This window comes from Lacinutrix neustonica, from assembly GCF_026625145.1.
Taxonomy (GTDB): Bacteria; Bacteroidota; Bacteroidia; order Flavobacteriales; family Flavobacteriaceae; genus Lacinutrix; species Lacinutrix neustonica.
The window spans coordinates 610,405-628,630 of record NZ_CP113088.1 but is presented as its reverse complement, the minus strand read 5'-3'; the positions used below and the strand labels follow the sequence as shown (position 1 = coordinate 628,630).

General features: G+C 36.4%; 22 protein-coding genes and 1 pseudogene. All 23 read left to right on the top strand.

The window, feature by feature from the left end; all coding sequences use genetic code 11:
- Positions 1-36 precede the first annotated feature (36 nt).
- Positions 37-1,491 (top strand): hypothetical protein, encoded by a 1,455-nt coding sequence (locus N7U66_RS03435; RefSeq protein ID WP_267677335.1) that lies wholly within the window; start codon positions 37-39, stop codon positions 1,489-1,491.
- The gene (locus N7U66_RS03430) at positions 1,442-2,503 is read left to right on the top strand and encodes a hypothetical protein (protein ID WP_267677334.1); all 1,062 of its coding nucleotides are present in this window, start codon (positions 1,442-1,444) and stop codon (positions 2,501-2,503) included. Before N7U66_RS03435 ends, N7U66_RS03430 begins: the two co-directional genes overlap by 50 nt.
- 81 nt (positions 2,504-2,584) lie before the next feature.
- Positions 2,585-2,785 (top strand): hypothetical protein, encoded by a 201-nt coding sequence (locus N7U66_RS03425; protein WP_267677333.1) that lies wholly within the window; start codon positions 2,585-2,587, stop codon positions 2,783-2,785.
- 80 nt (positions 2,786-2,865) lie between these two features.
- A complete protein-coding gene (locus N7U66_RS03420; protein WP_267677332.1) occupies positions 2,866-3,165 on the top strand; it encodes a hypothetical protein in 300 nt (99 codons plus the stop codon).
- Positions 3,166-3,231: 66 nt separating this feature from the next.
- A complete protein-coding gene (locus N7U66_RS03415) occupies positions 3,232-4,677 on the top strand; it encodes a hypothetical protein (protein WP_267677331.1) in 1,446 nt (481 codons plus the stop codon).
- Positions 4,629-5,435, top strand: a complete 807-nt coding sequence (locus N7U66_RS03410) for a hypothetical protein (RefSeq protein WP_267677330.1) — start codon at positions 4,629-4,631, stop codon at positions 5,433-5,435. The genes N7U66_RS03415 and N7U66_RS03410 overlap by 49 nt, the downstream gene beginning before the upstream one ends.
- Positions 5,416-6,771, top strand: a complete 1,356-nt coding sequence (locus N7U66_RS03405) for a hypothetical protein (protein WP_267677329.1) — start codon at positions 5,416-5,418, stop codon at positions 6,769-6,771. Before N7U66_RS03410 ends, N7U66_RS03405 begins: the two co-directional genes overlap by 20 nt.
- On the top strand, positions 6,695-7,138 hold the full coding sequence (locus N7U66_RS03400; protein ID WP_267677328.1) for a hypothetical protein: 444 nt from the start codon (positions 6,695-6,697) through the stop codon (positions 7,136-7,138). The genes N7U66_RS03405 and N7U66_RS03400 overlap by 77 nt, the downstream gene beginning before the upstream one ends.
- Positions 7,139-7,170: 32 nt before the next feature.
- Positions 7,171-7,515 carry a hypothetical protein gene (locus N7U66_RS03395; RefSeq protein ID WP_267677327.1) on the top strand — a complete coding sequence of 115 codons (345 nt, stop codon included), beginning with the start codon at positions 7,171-7,173 and terminating at the stop codon, positions 7,513-7,515.
- A 252-nt stretch (positions 7,516-7,767) separates the two neighbouring features.
- Positions 7,768-8,106, top strand: coding sequence for a hypothetical protein (locus N7U66_RS03390; RefSeq protein WP_267677326.1), 339 nt, complete (start codon positions 7,768-7,770; stop codon positions 8,104-8,106).
- Positions 8,106-8,579 (top strand): hypothetical protein, encoded by a 474-nt coding sequence (locus N7U66_RS03385; RefSeq protein WP_267677325.1) that lies wholly within the window; start codon positions 8,106-8,108, stop codon positions 8,577-8,579. The genes N7U66_RS03390 and N7U66_RS03385 overlap by 1 nt, the downstream gene beginning before the upstream one ends.
- A 103-nt stretch (positions 8,580-8,682) precedes the next feature.
- A complete protein-coding gene (locus N7U66_RS03380; RefSeq protein WP_267677324.1) occupies positions 8,683-9,252 on the top strand; it encodes a SprB repeat-containing protein in 570 nt (189 codons plus the stop codon).
- 59 nt (positions 9,253-9,311) lie between these two features.
- Positions 9,312-10,049: a hypothetical protein gene (locus tag N7U66_RS03375; protein ID WP_267677323.1), complete on the top strand. Its 738-nt coding sequence runs from the start codon at positions 9,312-9,314 to the stop codon at positions 10,047-10,049.
- Between the two features lie 97 nt (positions 10,050-10,146).
- Positions 10,147-11,193, top strand: a complete 1,047-nt coding sequence (locus tag N7U66_RS03370; RefSeq protein ID WP_267677322.1) for an RHS repeat domain-containing protein — start codon at positions 10,147-10,149, stop codon at positions 11,191-11,193.
- A 105-nt stretch (positions 11,194-11,298) separates the two neighbouring features.
- Positions 11,299-11,442 carry a hypothetical protein gene (locus N7U66_RS03365; protein ID WP_267677321.1) on the top strand — a complete coding sequence of 48 codons (144 nt, stop codon included), beginning with the start codon at positions 11,299-11,301 and terminating at the stop codon, positions 11,440-11,442.
- Positions 11,426-13,930 (top strand): RHS repeat domain-containing protein, encoded by a 2,505-nt coding sequence (locus N7U66_RS03360; protein WP_267677320.1) that lies wholly within the window; start codon positions 11,426-11,428, stop codon positions 13,928-13,930. The genes N7U66_RS03365 and N7U66_RS03360 overlap by 17 nt, the downstream gene beginning before the upstream one ends.
- Positions 13,931-14,475: 545 nt before the next feature.
- Positions 14,476-14,553, top strand: a pseudogene (locus tag N7U66_RS22445) (hypothetical protein); the annotation flags it as partial.
- 670 nt (positions 14,554-15,223) lie between these two features.
- Entirely contained in the window at positions 15,224-15,547 is a 324-nt protein-coding gene (locus tag N7U66_RS03355) for a hypothetical protein (protein WP_267677319.1), read from the top strand.
- 76 nt (positions 15,548-15,623) lie between these two features.
- On the top strand, positions 15,624-16,088 hold the full coding sequence (locus N7U66_RS03350) for a hypothetical protein (RefSeq protein ID WP_267677318.1): 465 nt from the start codon (positions 15,624-15,626) through the stop codon (positions 16,086-16,088).
- 119 nt (positions 16,089-16,207) lie between these two features.
- Positions 16,208-16,462, top strand: a complete 255-nt coding sequence (locus tag N7U66_RS03345) for a hypothetical protein (RefSeq protein ID WP_267677317.1) — start codon at positions 16,208-16,210, stop codon at positions 16,460-16,462.
- Positions 16,463-16,609: 147 nt separating this feature from the next.
- The gene (locus tag N7U66_RS03340) at positions 16,610-17,074 is read left to right on the top strand and encodes an FG-GAP repeat protein (RefSeq protein ID WP_267677316.1); all 465 of its coding nucleotides are present in this window, start codon (positions 16,610-16,612) and stop codon (positions 17,072-17,074) included.
- Complete coding sequence (locus tag N7U66_RS03335; protein ID WP_267677315.1) at positions 17,071-17,685, top strand: FG-GAP repeat protein; 615 nt, start codon at positions 17,071-17,073, stop codon at positions 17,683-17,685. Before N7U66_RS03340 ends, N7U66_RS03335 begins: the two co-directional genes overlap by 4 nt.
- A complete protein-coding gene (locus N7U66_RS03330; RefSeq protein WP_267677314.1) occupies positions 17,672-18,226 on the top strand; it encodes a T9SS type A sorting domain-containing protein in 555 nt (184 codons plus the stop codon). Before N7U66_RS03335 ends, N7U66_RS03330 begins: the two co-directional genes overlap by 14 nt.

Here is an 18,226-nt window from a genome sequence, read left to right as displayed (position 1 = left end):
GCGTACCCTATTGATTTTGAAGGCTATGCGATTTCAATGCTTTACGAATGCAAGAGTGCTGGAGATTCTAGTTATACATTAGAAGCAGCAGCACAAGAAATTTATAGTTCTATGCGGGGATGGCATAGACCAGGATTGTTAAATCAAATGGTATATCATATGGTTACAGACAATAATGGCAGCCAAGAATGTCCCAGGGATGTTGTTGGAAATACAGAAGCACCTCCAACAGATAGTCTGTATGAGGTTTGTGATTTTCCTCAAGCAAAAGTATTTCTTCCAGGAGCCTCTTATACTGCACAGGAGCTAGCAGATTGTTGGGAACCTATAGTCATTGAGATTGTAAATCGATTGTGTATTAGCGCTTATGGTTTAGATGAAGATGGTAACGGTAATGTAGCAGAGAGCTATGATGATAGAGGCGGTAATAGTAATGGCCATTTATCTGATAACATTAATAATTTTATTATCAGATGGATTTCTAAACCTAAGTTGATCAAGAAAATGAGAAAACAAAATGTCAATGGAAATGGCTCTGCATTGGATCAGGCAACCGATGAAATTGATAATTTGGTTAATACGTTTCTAAAATGTACAGGCTACTCTTTTGGAGATATTATAGATCAAACAAAAGATGAACCGGAAGCAAATTTTAGTGATTTTAATGCGGATTTTGTGAGTAGAACAAATTCGAAAACCAATGAAGCATATACGCTTTACGACCGAAATAGACTCTCTTACCCTGCAATAGAAGACGGAGATGGCAATATTGATTGGGTTAGTTTCTCTATTAATCCTACTGCTGATGGAAATGGAGATTTAGCCATAGATGGCGATTACATTTTTACTTCTCAAGAAGAGATAGATAATAATGTTCCGGAAAATGTATGGGCTGGGAGAATAGCAGAGTTTTTTCCATTCATTAAAGATCCTGTATTTGCCTTTAAATATTTCGAATATAAAGATGGTGCATTCCCAATCTTAGAAGGTGAAACTTGTTATAGAGATCCAAATCTATGTATTGATGAAGAAACAGGAGAAGAATTTGGTTGTTGTGGAGAGGATGCTAACGGTGATCCTATTCCTTGTAATTTCTGTGGTGTTGGATATTTAATCTGCGAGGAAACAAAAAGCGATTGGAATTGCGAACAACGCTTTACATTTTATGGATTATTAAAAAGCTATAGAGAAGAGGTGGTACCAGGTCTCGTGCCTATTAATTGCGAAAATTATTATGAAGCTAATAGTTATGTAATTAACCCCGATTACGGTTTGGAGCCTGAAAATTCTAGCCTTGAGTTTAATGATCCTACAATTCAACAAGGTTCTTTGACCACTTTAGAATACTTATCGGTGAATCTTTTTGTAGATTTTGATCCAGTTGGAGGTTATATTACAACGAGTTTGTCTAGTATGGAACCATTGGCTTCGAGACCTCAAGATGAATGGTTTACAAGTTTGGCTGGAGAAAAAGTGCCGAGATGGCATTAGTCTTGTCGAAAATGAAGCCGCTAAAATGATCGATGACTGTAACAACAATTGTGAAGATCGTAAAGGAGAATTTAAAGCTACCTTAATAAAAACTTTCCTAGACAGATGTTATGAAATAGGATTATGTAAAATTGATCCGAATGATAATATTGTTCCGGAAGCAGATATAGATGTCTTAGTTGAAGAAATGATTAAACAATGTAAGAATCAATGTGAGATTGATACATTTGCTTGTGTGGATGAAAGCTGTAGGCTACTTGGAGCACCAACAAGAATAAATAGAACAGATCCAACGGCATTGGATAAATTTACAATAAACATAAGTACTACCGATTTTGGTGTTTCAGGCCCAGTGGTAAATCCTTTGTCAATAAGACAAGGGGAAGCAGGAGAACCTACTCAAAAACTTAATTATTTTGATCCGTTAACAAAAATTACGACAGAAACTGATGCCGCGGTATTGATAGAACCTATTGGAACTAATGGTTTAAATAAATATTCTTTTAATAATTCGGGATATCCATTTGTAACTATGTGGGATATTAGGCAATCCCTTACGTATGCACAGTTTACCAGATGGAGCCAGGCAATGGAATGGACGGTTAAATTAGATGTGCCCAGTAAATGTGATCAATTCGGCAATTATAACCCTGATCTCACTTATAACAGTGAAAACCTTCCCAACGAGGCAGTATATGTTTATGATAGGTCTTACGGTACCTGGATTCAACAAAATTTTGAGATTTGTACAGATCAGAACGATTATGTAAATAGAAGCAATGAAGATGGGCCGGGAGATACATTTGTAGAAAGAAGTGACTACGTTTTCAATAGCAAAGAGCCTTACTCTGCGTCAAACCAACAAGGAAGCGTGTTTTTTGAAGTTGGTGATTTTATTGATGACGGAGACGTTTTTGATAAAAATATTACAATCACCAATTCGGTCCGGAGGTTCTTGAAGAGCTTAGGCTTTTTATTGATTTTAATGTTAATAGTACAGTCAAAGAATTAAGACTAGTTACAAGTACAGGAGAAGAATTGTTGTTGAACCCCATAGGAATGGGGATAATTTCCCCACTAGGACCGAGAATTTTTGAGATTTGAATATCGTATAACTGATTTTGCAAACATTGGAAATCTTAATACCGTTTTTGACGTTGAAGAAACACTTACATTAATTAAAACAGTTTCACAGGAGGAAGAGGATGAAAATGACCTACAATATACTTACCCGACAGGAAAGGTAGAGTCTCCTAAAGTAGGTATTAACAAAAATTTTGGTCCCAATGATTAATAAAAATAGTAAAACCATGAATTTACGATATATATATATAGCTATTACTGTGTTGCTGTTTTCAAGTTTTTCTTACAGCCGTGAACGATAGTTTCGATTATGAAGTACACGTGCCTGCCAAAGGAGTGTATGAAATATCTTTTAATTTTTATGAAGTAATAAACATTCAATTTATTCAGATTGATTTGTTTGAAGAAGAAGGTTTGATGGCGAGTTATGAGGCGATAATAAATAAAAAAGCGGATAATAACTATTATTTATTTTTTAATGATGTCGAACGCTTGGTATACATGGACCAGCTAAAGTTAGTAGTGAATAATACATATGGCAAGCCGAGATATAGGCCAGCAATTTATAGAAGTCAGGTTGCTGGATTATAATTTTGAGGTGTTAGATACCTATCGTAAAGAAATAAGATAATTAGAGAAATAAGGAATACAAGATTTATGAAAAATTTTTACACATTATTATTTTTAGGTCTATCCTTATTAGGATATAGTCAATCCGGAGATAATGTATTGATTGAAACTTCTAGTAATACTGCTTTAGTTGTTTGTGGTGATGCCATTACGTTTACGATTAAAATTACAAATAGCAATTCCGGTACATTAACTGGTATTACCTATACTTCAAATTTTCCTAATGGAATGACGCTAGAAAGTTCTGAGTATGCAAATGAAGGCTCAATTACTGAACCTATTTTTGAAATTCCGGATATTAATGGTAATAGTAGTTCTACATTTACCTATACGGCAAAAGGTAATTGTACTATTCTTACAGAATTTGACCTTGTAATGGGTAATACTGGGGTTTTTACGGTTTCAAATGTGAATAACTTGGTTTACAGTATAAATAATGGTGCAATCCAGAGTATTCAAGGAGCGTCAGAATCCTACAATATAAATTTCCCTGAGTTGTTTGTTAAAGTAAAGGATGAAGATGTTAACCTACAGGTGGGGGTTTTAGAAAAAGATGCAGATGGTACTGTTTTAAATCGAGAAATTGAGGTGACAAATAGTGGATTGGGTGCGTTAAATGAATACCGTCTATATATTGATTATGATGCAAATATAGATTTTAATGAACTCCGTTTATCTACTGGGTCAGTCCTAAACCCAGTAGGAACAGCAATAACTTCTCCTTTAGGTAACGGATTATTACGATTAGAATATATAATAACCGACTTTTCAAGCATTGGTGATGGGGATAATAAGTTTGAACAGAATGAGAAATTCACATTTATCGATACGGTTTCTTTAGATGCAGATGATTGTAATGATGCTATGCAAACAAATTATACCGCTGTTTATGGCTGTGAAGCTTCCTTTTGCGAAACTACAGATGACCAAGATGCGACTTCCATTAATTATATAAGTTTTGTGCAAGGTGTACCACGTTTCACATCTCGTACTTTTTTGGTTAAATCAGGAGATTTATGTGGAGATCCAATACAATTGCGATACGAATATACGAATGTGGGTAGTGGTTCTATTATAGCAGAAGCCGATACAGGGTTTAATTTGCAATTAACAGAAAGTTCAGAGATTTTTAGAAATTTAGGAACAAATAGTATTAAAATTAATGGTGTAGCATTACCGGAGTCCGTTTTTACAAGTTTTACGCGTTATGATTTTTCATTGAATGCGAATGGTTTATTTAGCAGTGATCCAGATGGCCCTGGAGTTGGATTAGAGGACATCGATAAGGATGGTGTGTATGATGATCTTCCAGTAGGTGCCACATTTACTGTATCTGTAGAATTGATATTACCTTTTGATACAACATACATAGATAATATCTATAATGAACAGCTTACCGAAACAGTATTTATGGTAACTCAAACATGTGTAATAGTACAAATCGATATTCTTCAGGAACAGGAATTAATCTAGCCTCATATCGGACTTCAGTAAATGATATTGTACCAGATCAATTAGCGACAGGAGCTACAGAAGACTTTGTTTTTATTGTGGATTATCTTTATATGTTTAGAGATAATTTAGCCCTAGGCGTATTAACACCCATAGACAATTATTTATCAAGATTTACCATTCCTGAAGGATATACTATTAATAATGTTACATGGCACAATTTTACGAGTGGTAATGATGCTAATGCAGTAAGCCTTACAGCAGTACCCATAGGAAATAATCAATATGAAGTTCGTGGTGGTGGTGGCCCAAGAGGGAGATATGAAGTAAATGTTACGGTAGGATGTAGTGATACTATGGTAGAAAACATAGGACCTGTTGATTGGGAAATGTATGTTGATGTTTGTGGGGGTTTCAGCAGTTTAGAATTGCTAGAAATGGCATCTACAAATGCTTTGATTTTTACAACATTTGAACGTTGTACAACAGATCCTGGAGGACCAGGCGGTTCAGGTGACGATATATGCGATTTCTCGACAGAGAGTTTTGAGGTGACTAGAAATTCGTTTGGTTATGTTGCAGGATATAATGGTAAAACTTATTATTCTAAAAGCGAACTGGGCTCCGTTCCAAGGGTGACAGCAAATACACCGGAAATTGAGTTAAATGCAGCGTACCCTCTAGATAAGGTGTTGTTTAGCGGATTAGGGACATTGAGTACTGATGATAATGAAACATACAATCAGCTCTCTTTCTCTTTTGCATATAATTTGCCGTGAAGATGCCACTACAGCTTTTTTTAGTCACAGTAATGATGGCGAGTTGTTAGTCGATGGTAATAGTTATGCGCTAACTAATCCTGTTGTGGATATTGGTAACAATAGAATTACATATACCTATTCCGTTTCAGTAAGCCCAGTCTCCGGGACAGGTATTAATTTAGAGTTGAGAGGTTTGGAATTAGTCTTAGATAAGAAGTCCAATATTCCATTATCAAAAGGCGTTCACAAGTTGCCTGTTTTTAGAGGGAAGTTTTTAGGTACTAATAACGGGGGGGTTATAGAAAGCTGTGGTACGTCAATGGGTGCAGATTTTTCATTGTATATCCCTGATGTTTCAGTTGAAGTATACCAAAATAATAGTGTTGGCTGTACAGGGTTTAGTAATGTTTTTGCATATTTACGTCTTACATCGGCTACGGGAGGAGATGATTTTATAAACGAATACCGTCCTTTAGCTATTTTTGATGAATCTATTTATACACTACCATCGGGTTATAAATTGCGCGAAGATAACCCCCTAACTAATTCGGCACATTATTATAATTTAGGAACTCCGTCAAGTAACACACCTATTACAGAGTATACGATTCAAGATAATGCAGTTAACTTACCCTTAAATGAGGTGGTCGTTCCAAGTGCAGAAAGTTCCGGTGTTTATACAGTTGCATACCGTACTTTTGAGCCTGATTGTGATCAAGGGTATACAACCCTTCCATTTGGAACCACTACAATGTTTACTTCAGATTTATATTATCAGGATCTCTTAGAAGAACCTGGAGTAATCATAGATTATTTTGCTTCTCAGAACCTTAGTAATACAATTCGATTAAGAGATTATTATAATTTACCCTTTAGTGTATCTCCCAATGAGGTGCAGGAGGGTTACGAGCGCACTACAGATTGGCCTGTTCAATTTTGTAATAATGCAGTAGGTTTCTTTTATAGCATTGGGAACCCTTGGGTTGCCTTAGAATTAGATGCAGCAGATGAAAGTACAATTTTAATTGGAGCTAAAGATCAGGCAGGTAATGTGATTCCTGATGAAGATATTACATTTTACGGCCCAATCAATCCAAGATCCGGGAAACCAAGCCATATGTTAGTTCGTATGCGAGATACACGAATTGCAGCTCAAACCTGTATAACGATCTATCCAATTGCCGAATATCGTGTTTGCGAGAATGACATATCACAAAATATTAATCTCATTTCCAGCTGGTCTTGTGATACATTTCCATTAGAAGGCACTTCTTACGATGAGACCACCGAACTTTTGGCGGTTAACTCAATTACCGACTCGCGGTGTTTTATCGTGCCAGTTTGGTGTTATTGAAGATATTGTAACACTTCGCTATAAGACAGGTGATTTAGATTGGGAAGTAAATAGAGTACAAGATGAAGTAGAACTTTGTGAAGCTACAGAATTTGAAATTAAAGTAGTAAGTGCCAAGTTTGCCAATGTGTACGATGTTGCCGTTAGTGTCGATCTACCAGAAGGCGTTAGCGTTACCGATATTGCGCAATGGAGTTATACATATGATGGAGCACCTTATACACAAGTGCCCGCTGGTTTTATTCTACAAAACATCTCAGATATAGAAGATGTTAAGATCGATGCCTCCGGTTTGGTAACCTCTTTATTAGTAGCTTCGGTGATATTACTGATGCTACAGAAAGTACGATACCAGGGATTCGATTAACAGGTAAAAACGAAATCACGTTTAAATTAAGCTTGAACTCAGATTGTAATTATAATCCTGGTAAGCCAGTAAAATTTACACTAGACGGAATTACAAACTGTTCAGAAAATATAAGTTTAGAGTTGGGACGTTATATTCCAATTAAAGGTTTAGTATTGCCCGATCTAAATGTTGATATTTTAGCAGATAATTTTTTAGTTTGTGATGATTTTAATGAAGTCACTATAACTGTAAATAATAATAGCACCGAAGCGATTGCTCAACAGCAATTAGTACTTACCCTGCCAGTAGGAGTGGCATTTGAGAGTTCTGTTTCAGGATTTCCTCCACCTAATACAACGACACCTACAACTGTAAGCTGGAACTTACCGATTTAGAAACCGTTACCACACAGACCTTTAAAATTAATACTAGACTAATAGATGTTAATAGTTTAAGCTTAGAGTATCATGTAGAGACGATCCGGAACGGACAAGCAACCTGCTTAGAAAATAATGAGGTGTGTGATCTTAAAGTAACCACCGCAGAAGGTTTTATTGAAGTTTTAAATACGCCATTTCCGAGAGATAATTATCAATCCTTTAACTAATTTCCCTGTCTGTGAAGGAGAGGCTATTGTAGTAGAAGTGTTGCTCAGCGGAACAGTTGGTGGGGGTTCTTATGTTTACAATTGGAATGTAACGCCTGTTTCTACTAATGGCAATCAATTTACTTTTAATCCTTTTAATAGTACGCAATTGCAGGTTACAGTACAATCTGCTACCAATACAGCTGCTAACTGTAGTGGTACGGCTACTATTGATATTGAGGTTTATCCAGGCGCTACACTTAACATGACGTTAATAGAAGGCGTAAGTTGTACAGATCAGGCAGATGGTCAAGTGTCTCTTGTTATAAGTGGAGAGCAGGGTACTGGCTATGTAGATCAGGCACCGTTTGAAGTTATTAATGCAACCTATCCGATTTAGTGACCATTGGTCAAGAATTACAGAATGGTGAAACACTAATCATAGACAATCTTCCTGAAGGGAATTTTAGTGTCACTATAAAAGATAATTATGGCTGTACTTTCGAGAAAACCATATATATACCAAGAGTTAATAATCCTATTGCTAATTTATGTACCACTCTATTAGCTTGTGGTACTACGAGTGGAGATATAGAGCTGTCTTTTAGAACTTTAGATGTGCATTCCGCAGTAACAGGCACTAATTATACAGGACGTATCTACCAAGCTTCTTCAGGATCTAATGAGGACCTTGTGACCTTTACAGGGACCTTTACAGATACTCAAATCCATCAATTAGCTAATGTGACATCGACTGCCATTTATGTCTTAGAGATCATTTCAGAAAATGGATGTACCTATACCGAGCTTTCAGACCACGGGTGTTACAATTGTCTCCTCAAATTGCTAATGACACCGATCCGATTTCTATGAAGTATGCTTTTCGAATGACACTCGTAATATTACAGTAACAATCGCTGATAATATCAATCAATGTACTAATTTTCAAATAGAGTCTTACACCGTTTTCTTTGGTTTGGTAGATGGCAATCAAGAATTTATAAGTAGCCCCCAAGTTTTTAACAATGTAGGGGCCACATTAGAGCTTACCGATGTTGGGGTAGGTAGTTATAAAGTAAGTGTACTACCAAGTTCGGTGAGTAATTATCCAGATGATATTGCTTCTTGTGAAGCTAAACTATTCTTTGAGATTACTTCTAAGTCTAAATTTACAGCAGAAGTGGTGTCTAAGGATCCAAGGTGTTTCGGGGACGCTAGTGGTACTGCCCATGTCATCGTTACTGGAGGCGCAGGGACCATTAGTTACCAATGGCTAAATGTAACAACAGGAGAGGTTATTTCTTTAGGATATAGCGCTACGGGATTACTAGCAGGAGATTATAAGGTGATTATAACCGATGCGAGTGGTTGTGGTAGTACAGATCCTATACTTTTTAGTTTAGAAGATCCTGCTCCATTAGAGATCCCTATTATTGAAGATATACAGACCAGCTGTGATGCGGTGTCTGGTTCAGGAACCCTAGGAGGGACAGCTTCGGATATACGTCAGGAACGGCTCCTTATGTTTTTGCTTGGTATGAAATAATAGAACAAGAAATTATTATAGCAGATGGAGATCCTGTTATTGAACAAGTACCGGTATTAGTGTATGAAGAACAAGTAGCCTATGGAGAAACCTCAAGTTTTGAAGGCATTTTAGCAGGGAATTATATGGTTATAGTTACCGATGCTAATGGGTGTACTACCGAAACTACTGTTACAGCGGTAACACAACCACCAGTAGCACGTAATTATAATATATGCTTAAGTTGGGAATCACCAGTAATATTAGAAACAGAACCAGAAGCAGAGGATGAGACTAAAGAAATACCACCGTTAGGCCCCTCAGATTTTAGGCAAGCCATAGCTGCTAATGTAGAGCGTTGTGTGGTTGATAGTAAACTACAACTAGAAGCAAATGTAGATGCCGCAATTAATGATGTTGATGCACTAGATGATGCTGTCTTGTTAAAATACAATCAAGGCGTAAGTGATGTTTACCATTTTACGTTGTATTATTATGATAGAGCTGGTAGTTTGGTACGAACTGTTCCACCAGAAGGCGTACAAACGGTTAATGATCGCGTAGCCACTGCACATACTTACGTTACTGGATACGATTATAATAGTATCTCTCAATTATCAAATCAGAATACCCCGGACGGAGGACGTTCTCAGTTTGTATATAATAATATTGGGCAGTTATGGTACTCTCAGAATGAGAGGCAGATTCGAGAACAAGTATACTCCTATGTAATCTATGATGAGTTGGGGCGCGTGCTTGAAGGAGGAGAAGCAAAATTGAACGGAAACAGTTTTCCGAGAAGATTTCTTAGTAAATAACCAGGCCAATCCGCAAGTAGCATTAAGTATTCTAGACGCAGATAAGGTAGAATACATCCGGACCACCTATAATGATAAGGTTGAGGAGATCAACTATTTGGGACAGACCCAACGTTTTTTAAGAAACAAGGTTAGTTTTATTAATAATAAAGATAAAAATGGAGCGGTTACTAAAACCTATTATAGTTATGATCCACATGGCAATGTAGAATGGTGTATCCAGGAACTACCAGGAATAGGAAGAACAGCAGTAGCCTATAGCTACGATTTAATTTCAGGTAATGTTAACGAAGTACACTTTAATAAGGGACAAATAGGTGAATACCGTCATCAATATAGTTACGATGAAGATAATAGGATTATAGCTGTAAAAACATCTAAAGATGGCTATATCCGGGATGAAGATGCGCGTTATGATTATTACCTACATGGACCGTTAATGCGAACCGAAATAGGAGAAGACAAGATACAAGGCTTGGACTATACCTATACTATTCACGGCTGGTTAAAGGGAATTAACACACCAAACTTAGAGCAGAATGCCTATAACCCGGATGGGAATAACAACCGTGGCGACAGCCCTACAAAGCATGCCAAAGATGAGTTTGGGATGGCTTTGGGGTATTACCAAGGAGACTTTACGCGTGAAGGCGTATTAAACTCAGGTTTAACCGCAGCCAATCCGTTTAACCTACAAAACCAAGTAGGTGGGGTACAGCAAAACCTGTATAATGGTAATATTAGTACCTGGACGTCTCAAATTGCAGAAGAAGCTAAAGAGAAGAACAGGGCGAGTTACCTTACAGGAAATGCCTACCGTTATGACCAGTTAAACCGCATTAAAACGGCTACTACTGCCTTATACAGTGACACAAATGAAAGTTATGATGCTATAGACGGTAATGCCAATGCGTTTAAGACGTCTTATAGTTATGACAAAAACGGAAATCTACAAACCCTAAAGCGTTATAAGGAAGATGGGCTGTTAATGGACGATTTGGAGTACCATTACGACCTGACTAGTCCTAATCTCTCAAATAGGTTAACCCACGTAAACGATGGTGTCGGCCGATTAGTGCAGAGATCAATGATCTCCCTAATCAAACTGATGGCAATTACGAGTATGATGAAACGGGTCAATTGATTCGCGATTATAGCGAAGGCCTAACTTACGTGTGGACTGCGTCAGGAAAAGTATCAGAAATCATTCCTGATAACACTAACAATCCGAGATACTCAAAAAGTACACATGTCCATCACCTATACAGGTATGGGTATGCGTGCCGTAAAACAAGTAAACCGTTTGCCTTATAATACTGCAGGAGAGGGGCCACAAATTCATAACCCAGCAGCGGTAGAGACCACTTATTATTCTTATGATGCCTCCTGGTAACGTCATGGGTATTTATAAGCGTGAAGATGAAAAAGCAAACCCTAATGATGCTAACGATACTGTTTATACTGCGACCTTTAGTATTACAGAGCGACCTATTTATGGTAGTGATCGTGTAGGACAAGATGTATTTGAAGAAGTGGTGTATACAAGAACCTATGGTTTTGATGGCATAGAACAGTATCAAGAGATTGCCGTAGATTTTAGTAGCAGCATTACCAATGCGTTAGGCAATGTATTGTTAGTACAAAATAATAACCAGGAACTTACCGATGTTAATGGGGGGACCATACAAATTGAAGCCACTACCATAGCCAAAGCAAAAGCGAACAAGGCCTTTAATGCATTGCAGTATGAGCCTCAGCAAGACAATGCTGCCGTATTACCAATCCATTCAGGTAACAACGTGATCTTGATTGAAGATAGCCAAGGCGAGGTGATTAGTTATGGCTTGGTTGCCCGTAATTATTTTAGTGCAGACCCCGATCGTTCTGTATTGTTACTCTATGATACTCAGGGCGCATTAATACCCGGATTAGAATTAATTAACGATGATTCCCTCACGCCTATAGATGCACAGGCGAAAACCGTAGTCGTGCGTCACCCATCGAACCCAACGGAGTATTTATTATTTTACAGAGATAGAGCGGCAGGATTGCATTGCGCGACCTTGCGTAACTCAGGCGGTTTAACAATTACTAAGCATGAGAATTTTGCCTATAGTAATTACGGGCGTCATATGGCGGTGATCCAGGATGAACTACAAAAAAAGGCGTATCTTTATGCCACCATGCATAGTGCAGCGGTGATTGAAGACGGTGGGACAATAAGCACACCAGCAGGAATAAACCTGGTACGCTTTACTATAGACCAAGCGGGAGCAGTGACCTTCGATGGTGCGTTGTTACCAGCTTATTTCGATAGTTTTGATAGTGAAGGTAATGGTGAATTACAAATCGCCTTAAATGGTAGTGCCATTAGTATCTATCACAATACGTCGTTACCAGAGCAGTGGACAGACAATGCAGCAGCAGAAATTCGCACATGGCAGCTGGATGCAGAGACCAGATTGCCAGAGGTAACGAGCGTAGTAATCACGCCAGTAGTTAATGGTAATATAGGTAAAGGTTCTTTGATAAATACGGGAGATGAGATCTATTATACACAGTATACCCAAGAAGTATCAAGCAGTACCGATAATAAGGTTGTAAAACAAGCCTCTAATGGAGCGGTAGTAGCGACTGGTGGCTTTGGTGATCTTAGAATTAACAAAGACGATAAGCTGTACCAGTTTGTAAGCACGACAGATAGTGGGCAAGAATGGAATCTGGATACCCGCACCGTTACAGCGCTAAACAACCTACCAGCCTCTACAGCAGGTAGTACAGGATACCAGCCGTATCAAGCCTATACCATCCTTAAAGCAGTAGAAGAAGCTACAGATGGTATTGTTTATAGAAATATAGGGCATAAATACTATGAGATCAAGGATCACTTAGGTAATGTTAGAACGGTAGTAGGCGATAGAAAAAATGCGGATCCTGCGACTGGCGACTTGACAGCCAATGTAGAAAGTTATAACAACTACTATGCTTTTGGAATGCTACAACCTGGTAGGCATAAAGATTCGAAATCATATAGATACGGCTTCCAAGGACAGGAGAAGGATGATGAGATTAAAGGGGAAGGGAATAGTATCAATTATAAGTTCCGTATGCACGACCCACGTGTTGGTCGTTTCTTCGCTGTTGACCCACTAGCATCAAAATATCCACATAACTCGCCATATGCATTTAGTGAGAATCGTGTTATAGATGCTGTCGAATTAGAAGGTTTGGAGGCTGAAAATATACATGCAAATGCTATAGTCACTAGATATGGAGTTGATGCTTTAAAAATTAAAACTGTTGATGATGCATTTGGAAACGTACAAACTCAATTATTTACTTTAAAGGTTTTAGGTAATCATCAAGAATTCTCTAATCTTAAAGAAACTTTTTTAAAGAGCCCTCAAACGATAACAAATAACCCTCTAGCAATCTATTTTCCAGCTCAAATGAAAGGTGATAAAATTTCAATGGGTGATGAGATAGCTATAAAACCAACAGCTCCTATTTTATTTGCTTTTGTTAGAGTTATGAATGTTGAAGATAAAACAAATTCATTTTCAGCAACATTTGCAACACTTTATGGTCATCCGGAAGCAGGTTATGTTAAATTTTTCGGATCATTTGATGAGGAAACAGGAGAGGTCTCTTTTGATGTTCTCACAGAAACAAGAGAATCTTTTGGTTTAAGTAAGATAGGGCCTTCTAGAATAATGCAAGTTAAGCAATGGGAAATAGTTATGGGTACTGTAAGAGAATTTTTGAATAAAACAGAGGAAGAAACGACTGTTACAAAAAAAATAGAGAAGTTTGAATATGACCCAAAAGGTTCAATGGGTAAAGGGAAATTAATAGAGTCAGAAGAAGGAGAAATTGATTAATAATTTTTATTATGAAAGAATACATAATCTTTAACATACTTGTTGTTATACTATTTGTTTTAATACCACTTAGTTTCTATTTTTTAGCAAAACAGATAAGGTCGAAGTATAATGGCAAAGTTTCACTTTATTTTAAAGGATTAATTACTTCTCTATTCTGTTTTGCGTTTTATATGATATATTTAATTCTTCTTGTATATTTTGATTTAGAATTAATGGTTTTAGGGGTTTTATATTTTGTACACGTCCCTATTTCTGTATTAAGTTTCATTATATTTAGTGTGCTATTCTTTACAAAGAAAAATACACTATCTGATTAATTAATGTTTTGATAATAAGAAACAAAATAAAAAAAGCTACCCAAATAGGGTAGCTTTTTTTATGAATATGCTTTTTTAGTTTTATGGTAAGAAATCGCCGATCACTGTGAATCCTTTATTGAAATTAATTTAGATAAATTATGATCGCAAAATGAAGTATAAGAATAAACTAATTGATTTATCAAAAATAAATAGTGTTGATGAATTACATGATGCGTTAAAGTCAAATTTAGGATTTCCGATTTTTATGGAAATAATATAAATGCACTGATAGACTGCCTATCTCGGCTTACGATATCCTGAAGAAGGTATGATCAAAATTACCCTTGAAAAAAATGAAGTTTTATTACTAACACTAAAAAATGTTTATTCTTTGAATGAGGATGCGCTTTATATCTTAATAGGAGCAATTCAATCAGTAAATTCAAGACAGATTGATAAAGGAAACTCGTCAAGTATTCATTTAAATATTATTAAGTAAATTGTTATTTAAACGTTTTCTCCCCGCTGTTCCATAATATGCGCTACTGCTAGCTTTTAGCTAGTAGCGTTACAGATTGGTATAAGAGTAAGAAATAACAAAGAGAAAGCTTTTACAGTAATGTAGCGGCTTTTTTTATTGGGTTAAAGCGAAGCGCCATCAAATAAAATGCATGAAGCTATTGAAGATAGTGAAGATCCTACAAAACATTTTCATTATCTTCAAGTTCTTTATCCAACAGAACTCAATATTTAGGTATTGAAACTGAACCAAAAAATTAGATTAATGGATGTAATTTTTAAATTAAGTGTTTTTGCATTTCTATTTTTGACTAGTTGTTCATCAACTAAATATAGTGTATTTAACTCTGCTAGAAAAGCCCTTTTAAACAAGGAAATAACTCGATTGCAGTATGATTCTATTTTAAGTAACTAGTATACTTTTCCTCTTTATGTAGATGTTAGTACGAATAAAGTATTTTCAAAAGAAGAGGTGTATTCAAGAAAAGGGGATGATAATTTATATGAATCTATTAAGTTCTATACCGATGGTCGTGCTGTTCTTTCGGGAGTTGATAAAGTAATTATGAGTTCAAATGAATTAGATAAAAAAAACAGAAATAATTATCGTTATAGAATTAATAATGAAGAAATAGAAATAGAATATTTACGAGTTAAATACAAAAAGATGTATAATATTATTAAGTATGGCAGAATATCTAAGGATACTATAGTATTTTATAAAGCAATTAATTTACAGCATAATAATATAGCTAAGCCAAGTAGTTTAAATGAGATTTATATAAAAGATAAATGAAATATTAGCTCTTTTTCGCCAGACTAACATGCTGCTCAAGATCCCTACAGACCTACAGGTAATAAAACAAAAAATAATGAAGGAGGCTAAAAATATTGATATAGAGAAGCTTTTTATAGAGTCTAAAGGGGCGCCAATAGCCATAAATGGTAAAGAAATAGTTGGATTAGACCGCTTTAAGATGATATCAAAAAAGATGCGGTTTAATTTAATTTTACTTGAAACCAATAGTCAATGGAAGCAAGGCTTTGTGTTAAAAACTAAAGGAACTTTTAAAATAGAAGGACGACCTATGATTGAAAATGTCATAGTCTTTTGGGAAGATACAATGCCACAAAATATTGAAGTAACGGTTGATTCTAAAGATAAAACTCTTTTAATTTACAATGTTTGGGATGTTGGAGATGGTGTTATGCATTATTGGCATAACGGAGCCGCCATAGAGGTAAAACAAGAAAATGAAAATAAGCGAATTTATCATTGCAATGATGGTTATCCTGATTTGGATTTTAATGATTTAATATTTAGTATATCTTGGTGATATAATTTTGAGTTATGATGAAAATAAGTATAAGGTTACTGAAAAAGATAGCCTTTTGTTTTATAATACCCGAGCATCGCAAACAAAGATAAGTAACGGCTAGCGCGAGCGTCTCGCTCGTGCGTTCCTCTGTATTGTTACTCTATGATACTCAGGGCGCATTAATACCCGGATTAGAATTAGTTAATGATGATGCCATTACGCCTATAGATGCACAGGCGAAAACCGTAGTCGTGCGTCACCCCGCTTCGACAAGTGTATTTATAACATACCATAATGTGGCGCACATGGCGCCCCATTGTGCAGAACGTTATAATTATATAAACGATAATAGCTTACCCGCATTTTCATACGCTACTATTTGGTTAAATTAAGAGAACCCATGTGAGAATTCTCCTTAAACTTTTCTTAAAAAAAAGTTAATTTATAATTTTTTACTCAATTTTTATATAATATATTTACACCAAAATTAGCATATACCCTTAATCCTTAAAGTTAAGCGTTTAATCCCCAAAAGACTTATGTTCACTACTAGTAAGAGGTGTTTTTTCATCGGTATTTGGCTATGTTCTATAGCAACTTTATTTGCACAAGATTTTGTAGAAACGGCAAAACTTTATCCTAATGCGCGACATGCAAGTCAAAGATTTGGGCATGCTGTAGGTATTAGTGGCAACTATGCCATAACTGGAGCTCATAGGGAACAATTTGATGCCAATGAAGAAAATGCGATTGAAGATGCTGGGGCAGCTTATATTTTTGAAAAAGAAAATGAGGCCTGGGTTTTTAAACAAAAACTGGTACAAGAACACCGTTGGTTTGTAGATAATTTTGGGATAGCGGTCTCTATAGAAGGTGATTATGCTGTTGTTGGTATTTTTGGAGAGGATATGGACGACCCTAATGAGGCCAATGTCAATACTTCTTATGGTGCTGCAATGATCTACAAAAGAGATGCCAACGGAATCGGCAGGAACACCAATTGATACATGCTAGCAATGAGCGGCGTACAGGCGAAAAATTTGGTTTTCCTGTAGTGATAAGGGATGGGGTGATTTTAGTAGGCGCTTTACAAACGAGTCTATGGTCTAATGGAGAGTATTTGGCGAAAGTGGGGTCTGTATATGTTTTTGAACAAGACGAAAATACAGACCAATGGGTAAAAGTAAAAAAATTGATGCCATCTGATCCTGTAGGACACGACATGTTTGGTAAAATGGTAGATATTCATAATGGGACTATTATAATTGGCGCAAGCCTCCAGGAGAATTATGAGAATGATTTCCGGGTGGGTGCTGCTTACGTATTTACTAAAGATGAGACGGGAGAATGGGTAGAAAGACAAAAACTGGAGGCCTCTAATAGAAGAAACGGGGCACAATTTGGAGAGGCTGTGGCAATAAGTGGGGATTATATTTTTATTGGGGCATCAGGACACGCCGTTTACGCAGCATCCGGTAATACCAGTCAAACTGGTGCGGCCTATGTTTTTAAAAAAGACACGAATGGGAGCTGGCAAGAAACTCAATATTTATTCCTTGATGATGTAAGTGTTTTTGATGAAAAATTTGGACAATCTGTGAGTGCGTCTCGGTAATCGATTACTTATTTCCGCTAATGAAAAAAACATATCAAGCATTACTTCCGGAAAAGGTATGTGTTATCTATATGAATTAGACTTGAGTACAGACACCTGGAACCCGATACAAACCATAAAGGCGGAAGTCAATTATTCCTCAAAAGAATTTGGAATAAAAGTAATTTTGGATGACGAAAACATAATTATTGGAGATGCCAATGATAACGGTGCCGATCAGAATTTAGAATTACAAAGATCAGGTGCTGCCCATATTTTTGAGATACCCCAATCTTTATCAACTACAGATAATGATATAGAAAATAAGTCCATAGTAACGTATCCTAATCCAGTGCGGAATGTCTTATATATTCAATCTCAAACGGTCTTAAAAGAGTGTCACATCACAATAACAGATGTGTTAGGGAGAATAGTATATACAAATCCAAATACCATCATTGATGGGGCGTATGAAATAAAGGCCAATTTTTCTCAAGGGACTTATATCTTACGATTAGTAGTAGAGGGTAAAATTTATACTACAAAATTGATAAAAAGATAG

Excerpts from the sequence above, each read along its gene's own strand:
- N7U66_RS03365 (WP_267677321.1), top strand. The coding sequence starts at position 11,299 with ATGTCCATCACCTATACAGGTATGGGTATGCGTGCCGTAAAACAAGTA.
- N7U66_RS03415 (WP_267677331.1), top strand. The coding sequence starts at position 3,232 with ATGAAAAATTTTTACACATTATTATTTTTAGGTCTATCCTTATTAGGA.
- N7U66_RS03435 (WP_267677335.1), top strand. The coding sequence starts at position 37 with ATGCTTTACGAATGCAAGAGTGCTGGAGATTCTAGTTATACATTAGAA.
- N7U66_RS03410 (WP_267677330.1), top strand. The coding sequence starts at position 4,629 with ATGTGTAATAGTACAAATCGATATTCTTCAGGAACAGGAATTAATCTA.
- N7U66_RS03350 (WP_267677318.1), top strand. The coding sequence starts at position 15,624 with ATGAAGGAGGCTAAAAATATTGATATAGAGAAGCTTTTTATAGAGTCT.
- N7U66_RS03430 (WP_267677334.1), top strand. The coding sequence starts at position 1,442 with ATGAATGGTTTACAAGTTTGGCTGGAGAAAAAGTGCCGAGATGGCATT.
- N7U66_RS03340 (WP_267677316.1), top strand. The coding sequence starts at position 16,610 with ATGTTCACTACTAGTAAGAGGTGTTTTTTCATCGGTATTTGGCTATGT.
- N7U66_RS03400 (WP_267677328.1), top strand. The coding sequence starts at position 6,695 with ATGAGACCACCGAACTTTTGGCGGTTAACTCAATTACCGACTCGCGGT.
- N7U66_RS03360 (WP_267677320.1), top strand. The coding sequence starts at position 11,426 with ATGATGCCTCCTGGTAACGTCATGGGTATTTATAAGCGTGAAGATGAA.